Origin of the sequence: Marinilactibacillus piezotolerans (genome assembly GCF_900114235.1) — a bacterium.
Taxonomy (GTDB): Bacteria; Bacillota; Bacilli; order Lactobacillales; family Carnobacteriaceae_A; genus Marinilactibacillus; species Marinilactibacillus piezotolerans.
The window spans coordinates 1-22,993 of sequence record NZ_FOSJ01000008.1 but is presented as its reverse complement, the minus strand read 5'-3'; the positions used below and the strand labels follow the sequence as shown (position 1 = coordinate 22,993).

The following is a 22,993-nucleotide window of genomic DNA, read 5'->3' as shown; positions in this document are numbered from 1 at the left end:
CCTTTGCTTTTATGCAAAAGGACCTAGAAATTCGATGGAAATCGCCTACTCTTCGCCTCTACTCTTCAGACATTTCTATAAATCAGTTTGCCTAATTATAGTTGAGGGAGAAAAGTAATGATATAAAGCTTTCCATCCTTTTTTACCTCACAGGGTAAAATTTAAAGGAGTTTTGCTTTAGTTATTGTAGCAATTTTAATAGTAGGTTGCAACCTAAAATTGAGCGACCTGAATTTGCTTCCTGCCGTTTATCAGGAAGATCCTTGCTTCCTGCTGGCGGAAATCACACAATCTATAACGATAACGGCTCGCAATAATAATTCTTTCTGACTGTTATCTTGAATATCGATCGCATAAGAATCTCCCCAAGACAACCACTTTTTACTGATATCTGCGACTACTTTTTCCCGTTCCCTGATTACATAATCATGAGCCATGACTGACCCCTCTATATCCCAATCCGGTCCATTGATAGAATAATCATTTTTAAAAAATCTAAATTCTTTTTTGATTGTTGCGACAAGTTCTCCTTGTTGATAAATATCGAATTCCGGAAGAAATCTCCAGATTTTCTGTTCAATGTACAAGATTTCTTCATTATTTGTATTGTAAATATGTAATTTACTTCCGAGTGTGAAAAGTTTCCCTTCTACATAGTAGGCATCTTGCTCATCTTCATTTTTAACTGTAAACTGCTCTTTGAGCGAAAACACTTTTTGTTTAATATAGTATTTCACAATCAAAACTCCTTTAATTTAATGGGTTTATCTCCATTATAAAGAAAACCACAAAAAAGGCCATATCGTAAAAATATGACCTTTCAGTTATTTTATTTCAGTTTTCTTTCTAGATTAGCTCTAGCCGACACATTTGCAACTAAACCTACAGATGCAGATAAAATCAGCATACTAGATCCTCCATAACTTAATAACGGGAAAGTCATCCCAGAAATCGGCAAGAGTCCAATTACGCCACCTACGTTGATTGTAGCTTGTATCAAAAATAGCGTAGCAATACCGATACACATCATAGATTCAAAACTTTTTTTAGAGCGGATTCCGATTAGATACATTCTAGAAATCATTAAAGTCGCTAGTCCTAAAACAAATAAAATTCCTAAAAGTCCTAATTCTTCTCCAGTAATTGATAGAATAAAATCAGTATATGGCTCCGGAAGATAACCAGTTTTTTGGACACTATTACCGATTCCAACTCCAAAGACTCCACCTCTGCTTAATGCATAATAGGACTGAACAAGCTGTAATCCAGCACCTTCCGCCAAGGCAAACGGATCCCAAAAAGCCAGAAACCGCTGATATTGATAGTCTTTTAAGAATGGTAAGCTTTCACCGAAGCGCCTAACAATTTCTAATATTCCAAATAAAAATACTGTTCCTGAAAAACCAAAGAGTAAGCCAAGCCTTGCAGAAACACCACTTGAAAATAACAAAATGATGCTAATTCCTAAAATAACAACCGCTGAACCCGTATCCGGCTGAATCAGTATCAATGCAACAATAAATCCAACTAATATGCTTGGCGCCATAATTGAATTCCAAAAATCATTCGCAATAACATGTTGTTTTTTTGATAAGATATACGATAAATACCAAATGACGATCAGTTTTGCAAATTCAGCTGGCTGGATATTGAATAAGGGGGTTTCAATCCATCCTTTTGCTCCATTGATCTCTCTACCGAAAATAAGCAAGAGCATTAAGGTTACGATGATTGCTAAAACGACCAGCATAACGAACTTTTTCTTTTTAAGTAATCTAAAGGGAAAGATAAATCCTGCAAAAGCAAATAATAATCCCAGCCCCACAAACATGAATTGTCTAATAAAATAAAATTGAGGATTCCCATACTCCTGCAAAGCCACATAACTACTTGCACTATATACCATTACAATACTGAACAATGATAATATCAAAAAGGGAATTACAAGATATTTATCTACGTGCTTCAATCTATCTTTTAACATCTCAGCAACTCCCCCTTACCTATTTTTAACTTCCATTTTATTATGCACCTGAATGAAATTCTTCTCCGTCTCCGGAAAAGAAATACGATTTGTGGTGATAGCGCATGGACATCAGCAACCCTATCGCCATCATATTGCCTAGTAAAGAAGATCCCCCTTGAGAAATAAATGGTAATGGGATGCCCGTCATAGGAAGCAAGCCTACACTCATTCCAATGTTTTCCAGCACATGGAAGGCAATCATCATGATAACGCCTGTTGCAATATAAGCATAGAATTCATTTTTGGTATCATAAACAATTTTAACCATATGATAAATCAAAACGAAATAAGTCAATATGAGTATTGCGCCACCAACAAATCCAAAATTTTCACCTACAGTTGAGAAGATCATATCTGATTCTCTAACCGGGATATTGACTTCAGTGACACCCAGACCTTTACCAAATATTCCGCCGGATCCAATCGCTTTAAATACTTGAGTAATCTGATATGCAGCATTAGAAGTATCCTGATATGGATTCAGCCAAGTTTCTATACGCGCAAGCTGATATCCGCCAAATCCCATCTGTATGAGTAATTCACGATTATACGTTACTAATAGTATTAACGTAATCCCAGCACCTGCAACTAAAGTAAAAGCTGGAAGCAAGATTTGCCATTTGATTCCAGACAGTAAAATTATTCCAACGAAAACAGCTAGGTATACAAGCGTTGTACCTAAGTCATTCTGAAATAACACTAAGGCAGATGGTATAGCAGCAAAAAGCGTTAATTTTCCTATTAGTTTAAAATCACTTGCATAATCTCGATAATTGTAATAATTGTTATGTCTGGTCACAATTTTAGATAACATCAGTATATAAGGTATCTTAACGAATTCTGATGGCTGGACAGTCCCAACGGCTGGGATTCTAATCCAAGATCTTGCTCCTGTAGCGGCTTGTAGTTGTCTATCATACAGTAATGTTGTTAAAATCAGCAATATGATACCCGCTATATACAAATAAGTTGTCATTTTCCATAACTGTTCAGAATCAAACTGCATAATAATGGCTACTGCAACAGCTCCTAAAACATACCAAGCAATTTGCATGATTGTAGGTCTAATTCCAGCATCTTCCATAAGTGCGGTCGTTGAGTAAATCATAACGATACTAAATAATCCAAGAAGCATAACAGTCAGAATAATACCATAGTCTATCCGCTGCACATTTTTGTCGTTACTCATTTCTTAATTCTCCTTTGCATTTCACAAATACTGGTATGCATCTAACATTTAAATCAAAAAGAGTTTTATCCTCTTCAAAAAAACATTTTAACAGATTCGATTCCCTTTTAATAGGTTTCCTGTACAATTAGCATGAAATTGCCATATAATTGCCAATAATTCTTGATTTTTTACCTTAGAAAACAAAAAAAGCATCCACCATTTTGATTAGAAAATCAAAATAGAGATACTTTTTTGTGAGCAAGTCAATTCACTGACTCTTTTACAACCAGTAACTAGCACAGTAGAGTTAAATTATTTAACTTCTACAGATCCGCCAGCTTCTTCGATTTTAGCTTTAAGTTCTTCAGCTTCTTCTTTAGAAACGCCTTCTTTAATTGCTGAAGGAGCGCCATCAACTAATGCTTTAGCTTCTTTCAAGCCAAGACCAGTAGCTTCACGAACTGCTTTGATTACTTTAATTTTAGCAGATCCAGCACTTGTTAATTCAACTGTAAATTCAGTTTGTTCTTCTGCAGCACCTTCTGCTGCTCCTGCAGCTGCAACTGGTGCTGCTGCTTCAACGCCAAATTCTTCTTCGATTGCACTAACTAAGTCGTTTAATTCAACGATTGTAGACTCTTTCAAGTCAGCAATGATTTTTTCAATATCTAATGCCATTTTATATTTTCCTCCAATTTAATAGTTGTTTTTTTTTAATTAAATGATACTGCATATAAATCTCTAGAGTAGGCATTTCCGTACTGGAAATTAAGCTGCTTCCTCTTCTTTCTTCTCTGCCACTGCTTTGATTGCCAATGCAGTGTTTCGAACTGGTGCTTGAAGTACAGATAGTAACATAGAAAGTAAACCTTCGCGACTTGGTAGTTTTGCAATTTTGTTGATATCTTCAACACTTGCAACTCTTCCTTCTAATACGCCACCTTTAATTTCTAAAGCTTCTGCATCTTTAGCAAATTCTGCAATAATTTTTGCAGGTGCTACTACTTCTTCATTACTGAATGCTACAGCTGTAGGTCCTTTGAAGACGTCTTCTAGTCCTTCTAGTCCCGCTGCTACTGCCGCACGACGAAGCATTGTATTTTTCAATACGCGCATTTCGATTCCAGCTTCACGTAATTGTTTACGCAATTCAGTTACTTGTTCCACAGTCAATCCACGATAGTCAACTACGACTACTGCTGATGCATCTTGGAATTTTTTAGTAATATCTTGTACTAATTCTTCTTTTTGTGCTAAAACACTTGCTTTGCTCATTGATGTTTCACCTCCTGATCAATTAATTGATAAGGGCAATAAAAAAACCCCATGTCTCCGTAGACAATGAGGGATTGTGTGTTTAATGTATACATACATCACAATTATCCTCGGTATGATTATTAAGGCTTACGCCACATACTGTCTTCGGTATAATCTAGTAATTTCTTCTACAAAATCAAGATGTAGAATCTATTTACTTTTAATCATCAATGTTTAGTTAATTGCTTAACCTGCATAAGTATAGCAAGCTACCTTACACAGGTCAAGAATTAATTGATTTTTTTAGAATATATTAGAATTATTTAACTGTTGTTTGATCAATTTTGACACCAGGGCCAAATGTGCTGGCAACAGCCATATTTTTGATGTAAACGCCTTTTGAGCTTGCAGGCTTCGCTTTAACAATTGTATCATGAAGTGCAGCAAGGTTTTCTTGTAATTTATTCAAGTCAAAAGATACTTTTCCAATTGGAACATGTATATTTGATTGACGATCTACACGATAAGTTACTTGACCAGCTTTGATATCATTGACTGCTTTTACTACGTCAGGTGTTACTGTACCAGTTTTAGGATTTGGCATTAAGCCTTTAGGTCCTAAGATACGTCCTAATTTCCCAACTTCAGCCATCATGTCTGGGGCTGCTACGACAACGTCGAACTCTAACCAGCCACCTTGAACTTTTTCTACTAAGTCACTATCGCCAACGAAATCTGCTCCAGCTTCTTTTGCAGCTTTAGCTTGATCTCCTTTTGCGAAAACAACAACTGTTGAAGTTTTACCTGTTCCGTGCGGCAATACCATTGCTCCACGAATTTGTTGATCAGCTTGTTTAGGATCTACTCCTAGACGGTATGCAACTTCTACAGATGCATCAAATCCAGCGTAGTCGATTTCTTTAACTAATTCTAGCGCTTCAGTAGCATCGTATAATTGTTCTCTGTTTACTTTTTCTAAAGCAGCTAAATATTTTTTACTTTTCTTCGCCATGATTATTTCCTCCTTGTTGTGGTATTAACGGCTTAACCTCCCACTTGTTCTCCACAGTGCGATTGAAATGATTTTCAGTGAGTCAGTCTATTTGATGACAATTGAAAAAAATCCTCCAATAATAATCGTCTACTTAATAAGTATTGATTTTACGACTTTGGAGACAGCAAGAGCTTATAGTTTCTGGTTTTTATTAACCTTCAACTGTGAAGCCCATGCTACGAGCTGTACCTTCGACCATACGCATTGCAGCTTCTACGCTTGCTGCGTTTAAGTCTTCCATTTTTGTTTCAGCAATTTCTTTAACTTGATCACGCGTTACAGATGCCACTTTTTTAGTGTTTGGTTCGCCTGAACCAGACTCAACGCCGGCAGCTTTTTTAAGCAATACTGCAGCTGGTGGAGTTTTAGTGATAAATGTAAATGAACGGTCTTCATATACTGAAATAACAACCGGAATGATCATTCCTGCTTGATCAGCAGTACGAGCGTTGAATTCTTTACAGAATCCCATGATATTTACTTGTGCTTGTCCTAATGCTGGTCCTACTGGAGGAGCTGGATTAGCTTTCCCTGCAGGAATCTGCAATTTGACTACGTTTACGACTTTCTTTGCCACGAGACATACCTCCTTGATTTGTTTCGCGAGTGGTTAAATGAGGTTATAGTTTTCCTCTCCCACCTATTTCTTCGCATGCAAAATATGCGCACTGCATATTAGGCGTACTGATGTATTATAGACCTTCAGCGTGTCAATGTCAATAATAGTTTTGTTATTACTTAATCTTTAATCTGAGCAATCTGATCATATTCTAGCTCAGCATTCGTTTCACGACCGAACATTTCTACTAAAGCTTTAACTTTACCTTTTTCAGATTCAATTTCAGTAATCGTTCCTTCCATTCCAGCAAAAGCTCCTGTAACGATTTTAACGCGTTCACCGATTTCAACATCGATATTTACTTTACGAGGATTGATTCCCATACTTCGCAAGATTTGGTCTACTTCTTCCGGCAGCAATGGAGATGGTTTGCTTCCTGCTCCGTGTGAGCCAACAAAACCTGTAACACCAGGTGTATTACGGACAATATACCAAGCATCATCTGACATAATCATTTCAACTAATACATATCCTGGGAATACTTTGCTTGTAGAGACTTTTGTTTCCCCATTTTTTTCTTCATAAGTTTGTTCTTCCGGGATTAGGACTTGGAGAATATTATCTTCCATACCCATACTTGTCGCACGAGACTCTAAGTTTTGTTTTACTTTATTTTCGTAACCTGAGTAAGTATGCAATACATACCATGCTTTTGACAATTCTATTTCGTTCATTTTGTTCTCCTTTAATATTGTTTTTTGAGTTGTCTGTCTACTAATCATTTCTAACCATAATAAAAAACCTTCTATGATATTGGTTAAATGAGAAGGTTTTCTTACGTGTCTTTTTACGTATTATATCATGTAACTTCATGATAATCTATTTATTCTTAATGTTCAAATCATTTTTAAAGTAAATTCAATAAAAATGTAATAAGAGAATCTACACCGAAAAAGAAAACAGCAAAAAAGGCTACTACTCCAAAAACTGTCAGAGTATTTTTACGCATTTCTTTTGCAGTTGGCCAAGTTGTTTTTTTTAATTCATATTTTACTTCACCGAAGAATTTTTTGATTTTACTCACGGGTTACGCCTCCTTAAATGAAAATTGCTTATCACGCTTTTATTTATTTTGTCTCTCTATGGATCGTATGTTTCCCGCAGTAGCTACAATATTTTTTAACCTCTAATCGCTCTGTGCGTATTTTAGATCCACCATCTTTAGAATAGTTCCTAGATCCGCAATCAGTACATGCTAATATGACTTTCTTTTTCATTAGTTTAGTTCCTCGTTTCTGATTTACACCGATCAAATTTGTTATTTATTTGCATGGCGTACCAATACAAATAATACTGTTAAATAAATGGTTAGTCAACCGCTAAGTTTATTTTATAGCTTTGTTCGATTATTGAAATCCCAGAACTCATTATACCTAACTACCTTTTCATTGAGTACATTTTTTAGCAAACACTCTATCATTGAGTTCTAAACAAGATAAGTAAACTGATTATTTATAAAAATCTAGCCAACTTTTTCCCGTCAATAGAGTATCAGTCAGCTAGATTTATAACACAGAGATTGTTATCTATTTACTATTAATAATCGTTTAGTCCTTTTCAATTGACCATAACGACACCTTAAGATTCCAATATGTGGTAGAAGGTAATTATTTCAATTCATATCTATGATGTTTCATCTCCAATAAACGATTATCTATCTCATAAATAGATTTTTATATTTCTGACTACAGCGATGTTTTGCATTCATGACCTTTTCCCTAGAACAACTCAGTTCTGCAGAAATCTCATCATAAGAATACCCTTCCATATAAAGCATGCTGACAATCTGTTCAAATCTTGATAAGACTTCACTATATTCTGACATTGACTCTTTCACGATTACAGCTTCCGGAGGTGTTAATTCTTTTGAAGAACCCATAATATGCTGGCCGGCCTGCTCCACTAATCCATCTAATGATAAGGCTTCTATATTTGATTTCCTTTTTAGAGCATTATTCCATCTTCTTAGTCGATTGAAATGATTATCTAGGCTCAATGATACATATTGACTGAAACACATCCCACGTGTTCGATCATACTTTTTGGTTACTTCGACAAAGCATTCACAGGCTTCTTGCCAAAGATCATCTTGATCATATCCTTTTATGTATCGCTTCTTTCTAACAGCCTTTTTGAGTAGTGGTTTGCACCTTTCGAACAGTTTATCGAAATGACTGTCATCTATATACTGAATCATGAATATCAGCGTCTCGTTTATATGCTCCTCCATTTTCCTATTTCTAAAATTTGCTCCTTCTCCTAAGTTTTTATCCATTTATTATTACTCCCTTCCAAGTCACTTTGATAAAACATTCACATGAAATGAAAAGACCTTCTAACTATATACTGACACATATCTGTTAATTGTCACGGGTTATTTTATGATATTTTTAACTTTTATAATTATTATATTCTTTTTTCCAAATAGATATATATGTAATATAGTATTAAACACACTTGTTATGTTAACGTTTCCCGTAATTATTATGATGAAAAAGAACTCTGTTTAAGAGCTCTTTTTTTGTTCACATTTTATTCACAATCACTTTTTTTCTTTAGATTTTTCAGTCGATTTTGCCTGGATCATCTGCTGATAAAGATTCTTTAATCTTTTTTCGTCTTGTTCTTTCAGAGGAGAGTTACGTCGATACTGCTGCATACGATATAAGGTTGCATCTACTGAAATACTTTTTTTCACTCTATTAATATCTTTGTAGAGTTCCAGAGCAGACATTCTTGCTGCACCTCGCTGGAAAATAATCCATTGTTCTGCTAAATCAGAGGTCGCTACGGTAACATTCGTCATTAGCAGATTTTCCTCTCCTACCGATCTCTCGATATAACTATCCGCCGTTTCACCTTCACTTGTGAAAATTACGATCACATCATATTTATCATATCTCTGTTGGATGCCAGGTACAAGTTGAGCATCAAAAACAATGCGTACCTCTACACCTTGATATTTAGCAAAATTGCTGAGTTCATGAAGTAATAGATCTCTGGCATCTGCCATTTTATCCAATTTTTTCAACTTCACTAATTCCGGCCAAGCACCAATCATATTGTATCCATCTACGTATAGCAGTTCCTTTTTCATTGCTCTCCTCCTCTCTATAACTTAAATTTATTTTATAATGAATGACGTTTGCGAAATACTTCGTACATCAATAAACTTGATGCCACACTGGCATTCAGACTCTGAACATGACCTGTCATCGGAATAGTCAGCGTTTCATCTACTTTCTCTTTTACTAGTCTAGAAAGTCCTTTTCCTTCATTTCCGATCACTAGACCGATTGGAGAATCAACTTCCCATTGTCTATAGTCTTTCCCATCCATATCTGTTCCAAAAATCCATAGTCCACGTTCTTTTAATTCATCAATTGTCTGTACTAGGTTTGTTACTCGTACGACTGGAACATGTTCTATAGCTCCCGTTGAAGCTTTCGCAACCGTTGAAGTTAATCCAACCGCTCGACGTTTAGGAATGATGATTCCGTGTACCCCTGCAGCATCCGCCGTTCTCATGATTGATCCCAAATTATGCGGATCTTCAATTCCGTCAAGTAACAAGAAAAATGGAGATTCTTCTTTTTCTTTAGCTGCAGTAAATAAATCTTCTAACTCTGCATATGCTACTGGACTAGCTGCAACAATAACACCTTGATGATTTTCACCATCGCTCAATAAGTCTAGTTTACTTTTGGGTACAAAACTGAGCTGAATTTTTCTTTTTTTTGCCTCACTCTGAATCTCTTTTAATTTCCCACCTGACAGCCCTTCCTGTAAAAAGACTTTATTGATATCTCTATCAGATTTCAGTGTTTCAATTGCTGGTATTCTTCCCATCACCATCTCATCTTGATTTATCTCAGCGAGGTTATGTTTCAATTCGTTTCCTTGTCCCGCTCTCGGCTGAATCCTTGACTGTCTATGCTGTTTGGGATGCTCATTATTCTTGTTATTCTTTCTATTCTTTCTATTATTTCTTAGCCTTTTATTATCATTTTTTTTAACCATACTATTATCCTCCTTTCAAATTGAGTAACTAGCTTAAAGTACTGTCAATTTTTGAAATACATTCATTTATTATTTCATTCAGTCGTACTGATTGCTGCGTTAAATATAAATACCCCAAAACTGCTTCAAAACCTGATGATTTATTATAGGTTGAACCATCGGTATTTTTAGCCTTAGAATAACTTTTAGCATTCCTGCCTCTTTTAAAAAAGTCTAGTTCTATTTCGCTCAGTTTTTCTTCGGCTATCAACTCATCAATCAGCCATGCTTGAGCTTTTGCTGAAACGTAATTAGTTGCTAGTCGATGCAGTTGATTAGGTTTAGTCTGACCTTTCGTCAGTAAATATTCACGAATATATTGTTCATAGACTGCATCTCCCATATACGCCAGTGCTAGTCCATTCAAAAGCTCTGCGTCTTTAGGTTTCATAGTCTATCCTTTCTTTTCCAGCGAATACCTTGAGGTGTATCTTCAAGTATAATCCCCTTTTCTTGCAAGATATTTCTAATTTCATCTGCTCGTGAAAAGTTTTTCTCGCTTCTTGCTTGGTTTCTTTCTTCAATAAGTGATTCAATTTCTTCGTCTAATAGATTATTATCATCCGTCGCCTTCAATTGTATTCCAAATATATCAAGAATGGCTTCCAGTTGTTCCATCGCATAGTTCACAACAACTTTTGAAACTTCAGGGGCTTTCAAATAACGATTTAACATCCTGACCATTTCATAAACATCTGTAATTCCGTTTTGAGCCTGAAAATCATCATCCATATGTTGTTTAAACTGATTGACCATTTGAACCCATTGGCTTATGTGAACTTCGTCTCCATCCAATGCATCTACAGCCGTATTCAGACGGTGACTTGCATTCGCATAAGCCGTCTGTATTTTATTTAAGTTAGTTTTAGCTTCTTGAATTGTATCTTCTGTATAGCTGATTGGATGACGATAATGAACAGTTGCCATAAAGAAACGTAAGACTTGGGGATCATGAATCATTCTCAATTCATTCACCAGTACAAAATTCCCCAGCGATTTACTCATCTTTTCTTCATCCATTGTTACAAAACCATTGTGCATCCAATAATGTGCAAATGGTTTACCCGTCTTTGCTTCTGATTGGGCTATTTCATTTTCATGGTGAGGGAATGTCAAATCGTGTCCACCAGCATGGATGTCAATCGTATCTCCCAAATACTTAGTTGCCATGACTGAACACTCGATGTGCCAGCCCGGGCGTCCTTCTCCCCATGGCGAAGCCCAACTGATTTCATCTCCTTTGACTGATTTCCATAAGGCAAAATCTAAAGGATCTTCTTTTTTACTACTTTCTATTTCTTCCAAACGCTTACTTGCTCCAGACTCTAATTCATCTACTGATATTCCACTTAGTTTTCCATATCCAGCAAATTTTCGTGTTCTATAATATACGTCTCCGTCAACAGCGTATGCAAATTCTTTCGCAATCAATTGTTCAACGAAATGAATAATATCCTGAATATTTTCCATCACTCTAGGTGTATGTGTAGGTTTTTTGACGTGCAGCGCTTCAGTGTCTTCATAATAAGCTTTGATAAATCGATCTGCTACTTCTGGAGCAGTAATTCCAAGTTCTCTGGCTGCTCTGATAATTTTATCGTCTACATCAGTAAAATTTGACACATAATTTACTTCATATCCACGATACTCAAAATAACGTCTGACCGTATCAAATGCAATCGTACTTCTAGAATTTCCGATGTGAATGTAATTATAGACTGTCGGTCCACATACATACATTTTCACTTTTCCGTCTTCGATCGGTTTAAAAACTTCCTTTTTATTTGATAGCGTATTGTACAACTCAATCATTACTCCATCTCCCTTCCCATCTGTTTTTTATGAAAATTTTATTTACTATAGTAAAAACCACGTGATCAGCCTCTAAAAAAGACGCCAAATACGTGGTTCCACTTTTGTTTAGAAAGCTTTTCTTGGAAACTTTCCCTTTCTATCTTTTAACGGTGATAAATCGAGACTGCCTACTATACATTTCGACAATCTTATTCAAAGAGGCACTTCATTTGAATTCTGTCACCTGTTCACATCTACTCAGGTTTTCTGAAGACAGTTTTCAAACTACTTTTCTTATCATAATATTTGGCTGTTTTTATGATAGGTGTTTTTTTGCTTTTTCTAGATGTTCTAAAGAACGTTCTCTTCCCAGCAATTCAATGGCTTCATTTAATTGTGGTCCATGTTGCTGTCCGGTTACGGCTACTCGAATCGGCATAAATAGATTTTTACCTTTTACACCAGTTTCTTTTTGAACATTTTTGATTGCTTTTTTGATTTCATCTGCTTCAAAAGGTTCTACTTCTTTTAATTGAGCACTAAATGCTTCTAATACTTGAGGGACTGTTTCACCTTTCAAGATCTCTATAGATTCTTCATTCCACTCGATATCTTCTTCAAAGAATAAGGTAGCCAACTGTGTTATCTCAGCAGCATAACTCATTTGTTCGTGATATAGTCCTATCAGTTTTTTGACCCATTCACTTTTTTCGGGTGAAGGAGTTTCTTCTAGAAAGCCTGCTTTGACTAAATGAGGGATCGCTTTTAATGTCAATTCATCTAAATCAACATTTTTCAAATACTGATTGCTGATCCATTCTAATTTTTTGGAATCAAAAGCTGCAGGTGAAGTACCAAGACGTTTGTGATCAAACATTTCAATGAATTCTTTTCGAGAAAATAATTCGTCTTCTCCAACCGGTGACCAGCCCAGCAGTGTTATAAAGTTAAATAAAGCTTCTGGAACATACCCCAAGTCACGATACTGCTCAATAAACTGCAATATTGTTTCATCACGTTTACTCAATTTCTTGCCTGTCTCACTGTTGATGATTAAAGTCATATGACCAAATCGTGGTGCCGTCCAGTCAAAAGCTTCATACACCATCATCTGTTTAGGAGTATTGGCAATATGGTCATCCCCTCTTAGTACATGAGAGATTTCCATATAGTGATCATCCACAGCTACTGCAAAATTGTAGGTCGGCATTCCGTCACGTTTACGAATGACCCAATCGCCTCCGATTGAATCAGCTTCAAAAGTAATATCTCCTTTGACCATATCATCAAAGGTATATGTGCTGCCTTTTGGAATACGAAAACGTACTACAGGTACAATACCTTCATCTTCTTTCGCTTTTTGCTCAGCAGGAGTCAGGTGAGCACATTTCCCACTATAATGAGGCATTTCGCCGCGTGCGCGCTGCGCTTCTCTTTCCGCTTCTAGCTCTTCTGTCGTACAGTAACAATTATAAGCTTTATTGCTTGCCAGTAATTGTTCAATCAGTGGATCATATATGTCTTTACGCTCAGATTGACGATAAGGTCCATATGCTCCTCCAATGTCTGAACTTTCATCCCAATCAATTCCCAGCCATTTTAAATTATCTAATTGGCTTTGTTCTCCACTTTCTACATTTCTTTTGATATCTGTATCTTCGATTCTAATAATAAAATCTCCACCGTGGTGACGAGCAAATAAATAATTGAATAAGGCTGTACGTGCATTCCCAATATGCAGATGTCCTGTCGGGCTTGGTGCATATCTTACACGGACTTTATTTTCCATATATACTCTCCTTTTAAAATTTACTAGCTATTCTTCTTTAAAACTTAACATGTTTCAGCATAAAACACCAGATTGTCTAATCAATTGTTTGTTATTCCCTGCTCCCTGATTCTCTCAACAATTGCTTCTGCTATCATAAAATCAGTAGCAGTTGTGATTTTAAAATTTTTATCTTTTCCTTCTAAGACTTTAACTGGATGATTCATTCTTTCTACCAGTTCTCCTTCTTCATTCCCAACAAATTCATCTACACTAGCTTGCTTGTGCGCTTGAATAAGCAATTTACTTTTGAACATCTGAGGCGTTTGTACTTGCCAGATCACCGGACGATGAAGAGTCTGATGGACTTCACTATTTCGTACAACTTTGATCGTATCCTTAGCAGGGATTGCGAGAATAACAGCTTTTTCAACTTTTACCGTTTCAAATAATTCATTAATCATTTCTTTATCAATAAAAGGTCTGGCAGCATCATGGACTAGTACATATCCATCTTTGGGATTATTCAAAGCACTTAACCCATTTTCGACACTATATTGCCTTTCCTTACCACCCTGTACAAAGGTTAACTTTTTAGGCAATGAATTATATAATTTTAATAACTGATTTTTTATGTTTGCCTGATCCTCTTGCTGAACTACGAAAATGACTTGTTCGCAGCAATCATCTTCTATAAATAAATTCAACGCATAATCGTATACTGGACGATCTTTCAACATTAACATTACTTTATTTTCCAAAGTTCCCAAGCGAATACTCGACCCGGCTCCTAGAAGAATAACTTCATATGTTTCTTTCACTTTGTTTCCTTCCAATCATCAATAGCTTTTTGACTATGTGCCATTTTAGCAAAAATCATACGCCCAGCATTTGTCTGAAGCGCACTAGTCACAACAACTTCGACAGACTGATTCATATAGTGTTGACCTTCTTCAACAACTACCATTGTTCCGTCATCCAAGTAAGCAACTCCCTGGCTTCTTTCCGTCCCATTCTTCACAATCATGACACGCATATTTTCTCCTGGTATAACAACAGGTTTAACTGCATTAGCCAACTCATTGATATTCAAAACAGGTACGCGCTGAAATTCAGCAACTTTATTTAAGTTATAATCATTTGTTACAACAACGCCATCCATTTTTTTTGCTAAATGAACTAATTTCATATCTACCTCGTCAGATTCAGGTAATTCGCTGTCATCCATTTGTACTACAACATTTTCTTCTTTTTGTAAGGCATTAAGGATATCTAATCCTCGGCGTCCTCGTACTCTTTTAAGACTATCAGAAGAATCAGCAATATACTGTAATTCTTGTAAAACATGATGAGAAATAACTAAGATACCTTCTAAAAATCCTGCTTTAGTAACATCTAGAATACGTCCATCAATGATTGTACTTGTATCAAGAACCTTGTACCGTCTAAACGTGTCGCCTTCTTTTCTTTCTAAAATCCCATTCTCCTCAGTTTTCTGAGTTCTTGAAGTGAATAAGCGGCGGATTTCTTCTCTTCTTGAGGTACCCAACTGAAAAAACAGATAAGCTAGAATCACCGTTAATATTAATGGAACAACATCACTTACAATGATTAAATTGAGAGCTCTTAAAGGTAAGCTAATTAATATTGCTAGAATAAGTCCAAGAATCGCACCGATACTCCCAAAAATCAGATAAGAAACGCTTTGTTCATTGAAAAAATTCTCAATTCTTTTTATTGCCCGTTCAATTGGCTTGATTGTCTGAAATGAAATCAGGTAAAAAACTGCTGCTCCAAGGATCATTCCAACAATAGGATGAAAGATCCAAGAAGGAGCAGATGGGACGAAAGTCATTAAATCTGGAAAGAAATTATATCCAAGACTTCCGCCAACTAAAACAAGTGTCAATATTATTAAATTTGTAATCATCTAATCCTCCTTTCAAAACTTTATACAAATGCTTTTTTTATCACTTCTGAGATAGTAGCACAACTAATAATTTCGATTCCCTCAGGGAAAGTCCAGCCATCCTGATTGTTTTTTGGAATAAAAATCCTTTTAAACCCTAACTTGGCTGCTTCATTCACTCTTTGCTCTATTTTTGATACTCGTCTAATTTCTCCAGTCAGTCCGATCTCTCCAATAAAACAGTCAGTTGCTCTAGTTTCTTTTTCTTTATAACTAGAGGCAATACTAACAGCGATAGACAAGTCAATAGCTGGTTCGTCTAGTTTGACCCCACCAGCTGCTTTTAAATAGGCATCTTGATTCTGCAGAAGCAGACCCGCTCTTTTTTCAAGGACGGCCATAATCAAAGATACTCTAGAATAATCGAGTCCACTGGCTGTTCGCTTAGCGTTACCGAAAACAGTTGGAGAAATCAGAGATTGTATCTCAACTAAAATGGGTCTTGTCCCTTCCATTGCTGCTACTACAGAAGACCCTGTTGCTCCAGCAAGCCTTTCTTCTAAAAACAGCTGAGAAGGGTTTAATACTTCTTCTAACCCACCATTTCTCATTTCGAATATGCCAATTTCGTTAGTCGAACCAAAACGATTTTTTACTGCTCTTAATATACGGAAAGTGTGATGTCTTTCTCCTTCAAAATATAATACAGTATCGACCATATGCTCTAACATTCTAGGTCCAGCAATGTTTCCCTCTTTAGTTACATGACCTACAATGAAAATAGCAATATTGTTCATCTTGGCAAGCTGCATCAATGTTGCAGTTGATTCACGAACTTGAGATACACTTCCAGAAGCACTATCAATATTAGGATGATGCATTGTCTGAATTGAATCAATGATTACATAGTCTGGTTTAATATTTTCGATAGTCTCTTGAATAAGATTTAGATCAGTTTCTGCGTACAAATAAAAATCTGTACCACGGAGCTCTAGTCTTTCAGCTCGCATCTTGATCTGGCTGGCACTTTCTTCTCCAGAGACATATAAGACAGTTCCTCCACTATTATTCAGTTGAGCAGATACTTGAAGCAACAAAGTTGATTTGCCAATACCCGGGTCTCCTCCGATCAATACAAGTGAACCTGGAACAACTCCACCACCCAAAACTCTATTGAATTCAACCAATTTAGTTTTGACTCGTTCTTCTTTTTCGATAGTAATATCTGTAATAGCCTCTGCTTTAGAGGTTTTACCACTAATGGATACACGACTTCTACTGTCATTTTTACTTGGAAGTTTTTCTTCAACCATTTGATTCCAAGTTCCACAACTCGGGCACTTCCCTAAATACTTGGGAGACTCATACCCGCATTGCTGACAAACAAATACTGTAGGTGCTTTTTTTGCCAATCAGGTTACCCCTTTTGTTTTTGGATTGATAAAGACTACCTTATGTAAGATAGTCTTTTCTAAAATAAATCGTTTCTCTATTATACCATATCATAAGCTAAAACGAGTTATCTTCACATTATATACATAGAAGGTTCTTCAAAGTTTCTCATCTTTTCAAACAACTTTCTCACTATGACCCCGAAGAGCCGAATCCACCTATTCTTGTCTGAAATTCATTCACTTCATTATCAATTATTTTATAAGGAGTGAAGATACCTTGAGCAATACGTTCCCCTTTTTTCACTAGAATATCTTCAAATCCATAATTGACCAGCTGCACAAAAATTTCACCTTCATTATTAGCATTCCCATAATAATCAGCATCAATAATTCCGATACCATTCGGCAGTGCTAGCTGTTTTTTCATAGGATTACTTGAACGATTAGCTAAGAGTAAATACTCCTGCTCCGGCATGAACGCTTTTACTCCTGTGGGAACTAAAGTTGATGCTAGAAATTCTTTGTTTTCTTCTTTTATTGGACTTCCTTCTAAAAGATTTTCAAGACCATTATTTGCTAGCAAAGCTTTCCAAATTGAAGGAATCACAGTATCTTTTGCTGCTTTAAGATCATAACCAGCCGATCCTTTTGTCGCTCTTACAGGTAAATCGATTGTTTCTTCTTTATATTTTGACACCACTTCAAACCCGCGTATATGTTCGTTCATATTTTTATATTCTCCTCTTAAAATCATATGGTCTTATTCTACATGAAATGATATTTTCTGAAAACCATATTTTATAATAAAGACTGCCTTTATAACTATACTGCTCACTTAGCAGCACTTCTTATGAAGAATATAGATCAAAGCAAATTCATTTATGATTCTTGGATAAGTAAAAACCTCTCTAGTCTGGTTAAACTAGAGAGGAAAGAACTAATCTATTAAATTCTTTATTAAAATTAGCGGATAACGTTTGTCGTTTCAATATCGAAGAAGTGAGATTTGCCCATATCAAAAGCGAGATCTACATTTTCTCCCGGATTGTGATAATCACGTGCATCTACTCTTGCAATAAATTCAATACCGCCAATTTCAGAATACAACATTGTTTCAGCTCCTAATAGTTCAGAAACAGCTACCTTAGAAGTAATAACAGAGTTAGGCGAAGCTTCCAATGCTACTTGTTCACTATGGATATCTTCTGGCCGAATACCGAAAACTAATTTTGCTCCCTCAGTATATCCTTTTTCTCGTAACATTTTCAGTCTGCCTTCTGGAACTTCTACTTCCATACCACTTCCATTAGATATTCGATTTCCGGTAAGTGTCACATCAAAAAAGTTCATAGCTGGTGATCCAATAAACCCACCTACAAACGTATTTACTGGATAATCATATACTTCTTTCGGTGTTCCAATTTGTTGAATGAATCCATCTTTCAAGATAACAATACGATCAGCCATCGTCATCGCTTCTGTCTGATCATGTGTTACATAGATAGAAGTTGTGTTCAAGCGTTGATGCAATTTTGCGATTTCTGCACGCATCGCTACCCGTAATTTAGCATCTAAATTTGATAAAGGCTCATCCATCAAGAATACTTTAGCATCACGAACGATCGCACGTCCTAAAGCAACACGCTGACGTTGACCACCTGATAAGGCCGCTGGTTTTCGGTCTAAGTATTCAGTCAACCCAAGAATTTCTGCAGCATTATCTACACGTTTTTTTATTTCATCTTTTTTATATTTACGTAATTTCAGACCAAAAGCCATGTTATCAAACACAGTCATATGAGGATACAAAGCGTAATTTTGGAAAACCATGGCGATATCACGGTCTTTAGGTGCCACATCATTCATCATTGTGTCACCGATCCATAACTCACCATCTGTAATTTCTTCTAGTCCAGCAATCATGCGTAAGGTAGTGGATTTGCCACATCCTGAAGGGCCAACGAAAACAATAAATTCACGATCTTTGATCTTCATATCAAAATCTGACACTGCGTAATCTTCCGAATTATCATAACTCTTATATATATTTTTCAGTGCGATTTCTACCATTTAATTCACCAATCCTTTTTATTTTTCTATAGTTTAGTTTTATCAGTTTCTTTACACTCATCATTTTATTGTAAACGGTTTTATTTCTCTACGGTAACATGCACAAATATCTAGTAGATATTTGTGCATGTTGACTAAAATATATTATTCAAGAATTTTATTGATTTTCTATTATACTAAATTTCAATGGTTTTAATAACCCGTGCCGGATTTCCAGCAATTACAACGTTGTCTCCAAAAGACTTCGTCACAACAGATCCAGCTCCTACTACTACGTTATGCCCTAAAGTCACACCACCAATGATCGTTGCATCTGCACCAACCCAGCAATTGTCTCCAATCATTATAGGTCGACCAAATTCAATACCAGAATTCCGCTCTTTTGGATGCAAAGGATGTTCAGGCGTCACTAAACTGACTCTCGGTCCTAACATGGCGTTTTTCCCAATGGTGATAGGACAAACATCAAGCATTACAGCATCAAAATTTGCATAAAAATTATTACCCACTGTTATATTTTCTCCGTAATCTACTCTTAATCCTGGTTCAACATGAAGTTTTTCTCCAGTTATTCCGAATATCTCTTTGATCATTTCGGATCTTTCCTGTTCTGTTTCTAAAAGGTTATAAGTATGTGCCAGATTATGAGTCTTTATCCTCATTTTAACTAATTCCTCATCAGCCGGATTATATAACTCTCCTGCAATCATTTTATCTCTTTCTGTCTTCATTCTGCTCCCTCTTTATTGTTTATTTTTATTCAACTGATAAGCTCGAAATGCTGTTTCTCCGGCTTCTATCAACAGTTTTTCCACATTTTCGATAGCTTCTTTTAGTGGCATTGGTCGATTAACAGTATCAATGATCAAATCAATGCCTGCTTCATAGATTTTAGAAACATCATCATCTCTTCCGCCAACAACAGCTATTACTGGCAAATGATATTTTTTTGCTAACTTTGCTACTCCTGTTGGTGCTTTACCTTGAACAGATTGTCCATCCATTCTACCTTCACCTGTTATAACCAAATCAGTTCTTGGCAAAACGCTTTCTAATTCTATTAGTCTAAGAACTTCGTCTATACCGCTAGCCATTTCTGCTCCACAAAAAGCCATCAAACCAAATCCTAGTCCGCCAGCTGCACCTGCACCTGCTGTATTGATATAACTGCATTTCAATGTTTCTTCTACTATTTCAGCATAATACTGCAAAATAGAATCAAATTCTCTAATCTCATTCTTCTTGACTCCTTTTTGAGAACCGAAAACGGCAGTAGCACCATTGTCACCAGTTAATGGATTTGTTACATCTGATAAAATGGTAAATTTACAATTTTTAACTCGCGAATCGATCTGAGAATAATCTATAGTATGTATTCGTTTCAACTCATTTAATCCTGTACCAATTTCTTTACCATTCTTATCCAACAATTTTACTCCTAGAGCTTGCGCCATGCCCGCTCCTCCATCATTGGTTGCACTTCCTCCTAACCCTATAAAAAGATCGGTGACACCTTTGTCCATTGCTGCTTTAACTAATTCCCCTACACCATAAGTATGTGCTTCTATTGGAGAGTCTCCTACACTTTTCAGGTGCAATCCTGATGCTTTAGCCATTTCAATGACAGCTTTTGAATCACCTAACATTCCATATCGAGCCATCACATTTTTGTTGTACGGTCCCTTCACCTGAGCTATCTCATACTCTCCCTTTAATGATTCAACAAGAGCATTTACCGTTCCTTCTCCTCCATCGGCAATCGAAAAAGATAAAATCTCTACTGTATTATCAACCCGTTTAATTCCTTTAGTAATATATTCTGCTATCAATTTTGAACTTGCGCTTCCTTTGAAAGAATCAGATGCAATTACAATTGTTGTCATATAAACTACTCTCCTCATTATTTTAAATCTATCATACCAGAATTCCATTATTCATAGCCAGCTATAGAATTGACTTCCCATATCATTACACTTAAAATTAAGATTAGAAACAAACATAAAGTAAGTTACAAAAGAATCTAAAAACCGGAGGGATCCAACATGTCCATTGCTATAACAGGAGCAACAGGTAATTTAGGAAATTTAGTGATCCAGGAACTTCTTGAAGAAAACCCAAAAGAAAAAATAGCAGCCATTGTTCGCAACGTAGAAAAAGCAAAAGAACAACTCCCAGGTACTATTGAGATAAGATATGGTGACTATTCCTCATACGATTCATTAGTAAAAGCTTTTCAAGGAATCAAAAAATTACTATTTATTTCAAGTCCCAGCACTGATGACATGGAACGAGTAATCCAGCACGCTACCGTAGTAAAAGCTGCCCGTGATGCAGAAGTCGGCCGAATTTACTATACAAGTTTTTCTAATGCAGATCATTCAACTATTCCATTAGCAAAATTGCATCTTGCCACAGAAGCTGCTATAAAAGTTTCAGGTCTTACCTATACATTTATACGAAACCCACTTTATACGGAAGTTTTCATTAATCCTTCTCTAAACCAGTCTATAGCTTCTGGAAAATTAATAGCGAATGTAGGTGATGGAAAGTTAAATACCACTTCACGTACAGATCTAGCAATGGCAACAGCAGCATTATTAAGTCAAAATGGTTCTCAAAATGAAATAATAGATCTAGCATCTTCTACACCTTGGTCTTATGAAGACCTTGCTGTCACCTTGAGTGAGGTTAGTGGAAAACAGGTAACATATAAAGCAGTTTCCAATGAAGAAGCTGTACAATACTTTATTGATTCAGGACTTCCGAAACCTGCAGCTGAATTTACTGCCTCTATGAACCACGCTATAGCTAATGGTGATATTGAAAAGCCTGGAACTGATATAAAAAATTTGATTAAAAAGGAAGCTAGTCTAAAAGACTTGGTCACCAATGCTCTAGCGAATAGATGACCAACTACAAATTACAAGGCTAAGCTTTAAGAGGAGAATAATAATGAAAATCGATGTAACGGAACGTGCTGTAAAATGGTTTGAAGACGAACTAGCTTTAGAAAAAGGTGACAGTGTTAGATTTTTTGGCAAAACTTACGGAAATACAGAAGTCCACGAAGGATTCTCTATAGGCATGAGTGTTGATCAACCTGATAGCGAGCCATTGGCACAGAAAGAAGTTAACGAAGTAACTTATTTTGCAGGAAAAGAAGATGAATGGTTCTTTAGTGGCTACAACTTAGAAATTGACCTTGACACAAAACTCGAAGAACCAGTTTATCATTTCCAGGAAACTCAATCATAATTTTTTGGGATAGGTATTAATGAAAGTTACAAAATATTTTATTTAACAGATAATAGTAGATATAATAAAAAAACACAATCTTTTTCCTCACTAATTTCACTACTGTAGGAAGGAAGATTGTGTTTTTTACTAAATATTTAACTATTTTAGTATAATTGAATCTAAAATTCTGAACATAGCTATATTTTTAAACATAAAAAAACTCCGCAAGCAGGGCTCGAACCTGCGACAACGCGATTAACAGTCGCGCGCTCTACCAACTGAGCTATTGCGGAATCAAAAAACTATTTTTAATAAATAAAAAAGAGCTGCACGGCAACGTCCTGCTTTCACAAGGGGAAACCCCTCACTATCCTCGGCGCTGGGAAGCTTAACGGCTGTGTTCGGAATGGGAACAGGTGGATCCTTCCCGCCATCATCACCGCACAATGACTCTTTTTATATCTTTTAGAGAACGTTGTTCTCTGAAAACTAGATAGTTGAACTTTCCAAACAAGTTTGTCTACAACACCATCATACGCTTTTCCCACTTTATTCCAGTTTCACTCGCCAGGCTTCTCAGAAATACTTCGACTCTCTTCAGCTGTCTAGGGACCGCTAAAGAACGCCTTTTGTAT

The 22,993-nt window shown here is 36.2% G+C and carries 25 protein-coding genes, 1 tRNA gene, 1 rRNA gene and 2 other annotated features; of the genes, 2 read left to right on the top strand and 25 right to left on the bottom strand.

Annotated elements, in window-relative coordinates:
* Positions 1–251 precede the first annotated feature (251 nt).
* The 23 genes from BM212_RS03260 to BM212_RS03150 all read right to left on the bottom strand — a co-directional run bounded on the left by BM212_RS03260 (position 252) and on the right by BM212_RS03150 (position 21,004).
* Positions 252–737: an LURP-one-related/scramblase family protein gene (locus BM212_RS03260; RefSeq protein ID WP_177206292.1), complete on the bottom strand. Its 486-nt coding sequence runs from the start codon at positions 735–737 to the stop codon at positions 252–254.
* 92 nt (positions 738–829) lie between these two features.
* A complete protein-coding gene (locus tag BM212_RS03255) occupies positions 830–1,984 on the bottom strand; it encodes an FtsW/RodA/SpoVE family cell cycle protein (protein WP_072693488.1) in 1,155 nt (384 codons plus the stop codon).
* 40 nt (positions 1,985–2,024) lie between these two features.
* Complete coding sequence (locus tag BM212_RS03250; RefSeq protein WP_072693489.1) at positions 2,025–3,215, bottom strand: FtsW/RodA/SpoVE family cell cycle protein; 1,191 nt, start codon at positions 3,213–3,215, stop codon at positions 2,025–2,027.
* Positions 3,216–3,509: 294 nt separating this feature from the next.
* A complete protein-coding gene (gene rplL / locus BM212_RS03245; RefSeq protein ID WP_072693490.1) occupies positions 3,510–3,875 on the bottom strand; it encodes a 50S ribosomal protein L7/L12 in 366 nt (121 codons plus the stop codon).
* A gap of 90 nt (positions 3,876–3,965) precedes the next feature.
* The gene (gene rplJ / locus BM212_RS03240) at positions 3,966–4,472 is read right to left on the bottom strand and encodes a 50S ribosomal protein L10 (RefSeq protein ID WP_072693491.1); all 507 of its coding nucleotides are present in this window, start codon (positions 4,470–4,472) and stop codon (positions 3,966–3,968) included.
* Between the two features lie 32 nt (positions 4,473–4,504).
* Positions 4,505–4,641, bottom strand: a sequence feature (ribosomal protein L10 leader region).
* Positions 4,642–4,773: 132 nt separating this feature from the next.
* Positions 4,774–5,466, bottom strand: coding sequence for a 50S ribosomal protein L1 (gene rplA, locus BM212_RS03235; protein WP_072693492.1), 693 nt, complete (start codon positions 5,464–5,466; stop codon positions 4,774–4,776).
* A 193-nt stretch (positions 5,467–5,659) separates the two neighbouring features.
* Positions 5,660–6,085: a 50S ribosomal protein L11 gene (gene rplK, locus BM212_RS03230; RefSeq protein ID WP_087056883.1), complete on the bottom strand. Its 426-nt coding sequence runs from the start codon at positions 6,083–6,085 to the stop codon at positions 5,660–5,662.
* Between the two features lie 161 nt (positions 6,086–6,246).
* Entirely contained in the window at positions 6,247–6,801 is a 555-nt protein-coding gene (gene nusG, locus BM212_RS03225; RefSeq protein WP_072693494.1) for a transcription termination/antitermination protein NusG, read from the bottom strand.
* 173 nt (positions 6,802–6,974) lie between these two features.
* Complete coding sequence (gene secE / locus BM212_RS03220; protein ID WP_177206290.1) at positions 6,975–7,151, bottom strand: preprotein translocase subunit SecE; 177 nt, start codon at positions 7,149–7,151, stop codon at positions 6,975–6,977.
* A gap of 43 nt (positions 7,152–7,194) precedes the next feature.
* The gene (rpmG, locus tag BM212_RS03215) at positions 7,195–7,344 is read right to left on the bottom strand and encodes a 50S ribosomal protein L33 (protein ID WP_072693495.1); all 150 of its coding nucleotides are present in this window, start codon (positions 7,342–7,344) and stop codon (positions 7,195–7,197) included.
* Positions 7,345–7,781: 437 nt separating this feature from the next.
* Positions 7,782–8,402 (bottom strand): sigma-70 family RNA polymerase sigma factor, encoded by a 621-nt coding sequence (locus tag BM212_RS03210; RefSeq protein WP_072693496.1) that lies wholly within the window; start codon positions 8,400–8,402, stop codon positions 7,782–7,784.
* 267 nt (positions 8,403–8,669) lie between these two features.
* A complete protein-coding gene (locus tag BM212_RS03205; protein WP_072693497.1) occupies positions 8,670–9,224 on the bottom strand; it encodes an NYN domain-containing protein in 555 nt (184 codons plus the stop codon).
* A gap of 32 nt (positions 9,225–9,256) precedes the next feature.
* Positions 9,257–9,982 carry a 23S rRNA (guanosine(2251)-2'-O)-methyltransferase RlmB gene (gene rlmB / locus BM212_RS03200; protein WP_072695921.1) on the bottom strand — a complete coding sequence of 242 codons (726 nt, stop codon included), beginning with the start codon at positions 9,980–9,982 and terminating at the stop codon, positions 9,257–9,259.
* Between the two features lie 193 nt (positions 9,983–10,175).
* Positions 10,176–10,577 (bottom strand): Mini-ribonuclease 3, encoded by a 402-nt coding sequence (locus BM212_RS03195; RefSeq protein ID WP_072693498.1) that lies wholly within the window; start codon positions 10,575–10,577, stop codon positions 10,176–10,178.
* Entirely contained in the window at positions 10,574–11,998 is a 1,425-nt protein-coding gene (cysS, locus tag BM212_RS03190) for a cysteine--tRNA ligase (protein WP_091896253.1), read from the bottom strand. The genes BM212_RS03195 and cysS overlap by 4 nt, the downstream gene beginning before the upstream one ends.
* Before the next feature lie 74 nt (positions 11,999–12,072).
* Positions 12,073–12,290: a binding site (T-box leader), on the bottom strand.
* A 6-nt stretch (positions 12,291–12,296) separates the two neighbouring features.
* Positions 12,297–13,769: a glutamate--tRNA ligase gene (gene gltX / locus BM212_RS03185; protein ID WP_091896250.1), complete on the bottom strand. Its 1,473-nt coding sequence runs from the start codon at positions 13,767–13,769 to the stop codon at positions 12,297–12,299.
* 80 nt (positions 13,770–13,849) lie between these two features.
* On the bottom strand, positions 13,850–14,569 hold the full coding sequence (ispD, locus tag BM212_RS03180; protein ID WP_072693501.1) for a 2-C-methyl-D-erythritol 4-phosphate cytidylyltransferase: 720 nt from the start codon (positions 14,567–14,569) through the stop codon (positions 13,850–13,852).
* Entirely contained in the window at positions 14,566–15,678 is a 1,113-nt protein-coding gene (locus BM212_RS03175; RefSeq protein WP_072693502.1) for a PIN/TRAM domain-containing protein, read from the bottom strand. Before BM212_RS03175 ends, ispD begins: the two co-directional genes overlap by 4 nt.
* 20 nt (positions 15,679–15,698) lie before the next feature.
* Positions 15,699–17,069 (bottom strand): DNA repair protein RadA, encoded by a 1,371-nt coding sequence (radA, locus tag BM212_RS03170; RefSeq protein ID WP_072693503.1) that lies wholly within the window; start codon positions 17,067–17,069, stop codon positions 15,699–15,701.
* A gap of 172 nt (positions 17,070–17,241) precedes the next feature.
* Entirely contained in the window at positions 17,242–17,778 is a 537-nt protein-coding gene (locus BM212_RS03165; RefSeq protein WP_072693504.1) for a dCTP deaminase/dUTPase family protein, read from the bottom strand.
* 236 nt (positions 17,779–18,014) lie between these two features.
* The gene (locus BM212_RS03160; protein ID WP_072693505.1) at positions 18,015–19,121 is read right to left on the bottom strand and encodes an ABC transporter ATP-binding protein; all 1,107 of its coding nucleotides are present in this window, start codon (positions 19,119–19,121) and stop codon (positions 18,015–18,017) included.
* 176 nt (positions 19,122–19,297) lie between these two features.
* The gene (locus tag BM212_RS03155; RefSeq protein ID WP_072693506.1) at positions 19,298–19,852 is read right to left on the bottom strand and encodes a sugar O-acetyltransferase; all 555 of its coding nucleotides are present in this window, start codon (positions 19,850–19,852) and stop codon (positions 19,298–19,300) included.
* 12 nt (positions 19,853–19,864) lie between these two features.
* Entirely contained in the window at positions 19,865–21,004 is a 1,140-nt protein-coding gene (locus tag BM212_RS03150; protein ID WP_072693507.1) for a glycerate kinase, read from the bottom strand.
* A gap of 159 nt (positions 21,005–21,163) precedes the next feature.
* Between BM212_RS03150 and BM212_RS03145 the strand changes: the two genes are divergently transcribed.
* Together BM212_RS03145 and BM212_RS03140 are read left to right on the top strand one after the other, a co-directional pair.
* Entirely contained in the window at positions 21,164–22,030 is an 867-nt protein-coding gene (locus BM212_RS03145; RefSeq protein WP_091896247.1) for an SDR family oxidoreductase, read from the top strand.
* A 43-nt stretch (positions 22,031–22,073) separates the two neighbouring features.
* Positions 22,074–22,376: a HesB/YadR/YfhF family protein gene (locus tag BM212_RS03140; protein ID WP_072693509.1), complete on the top strand. Its 303-nt coding sequence runs from the start codon at positions 22,074–22,076 to the stop codon at positions 22,374–22,376.
* Between the two features lie 202 nt (positions 22,377–22,578).
* Here the strand turns inward: BM212_RS03140 and BM212_RS03135 are convergent.
* Together BM212_RS03135 and rrf are read right to left on the bottom strand one after the other, a co-directional pair.
* Positions 22,579–22,651: transfer RNA gene (locus tag BM212_RS03135), tRNA-Asn, on the bottom strand.
* Between the two features lie 35 nt (positions 22,652–22,686).
* Positions 22,687–22,802, bottom strand: a 5S ribosomal RNA gene (rrf, locus tag BM212_RS03130).
* Between the last annotated feature and the right edge of the window lie 191 nt (positions 22,803–22,993).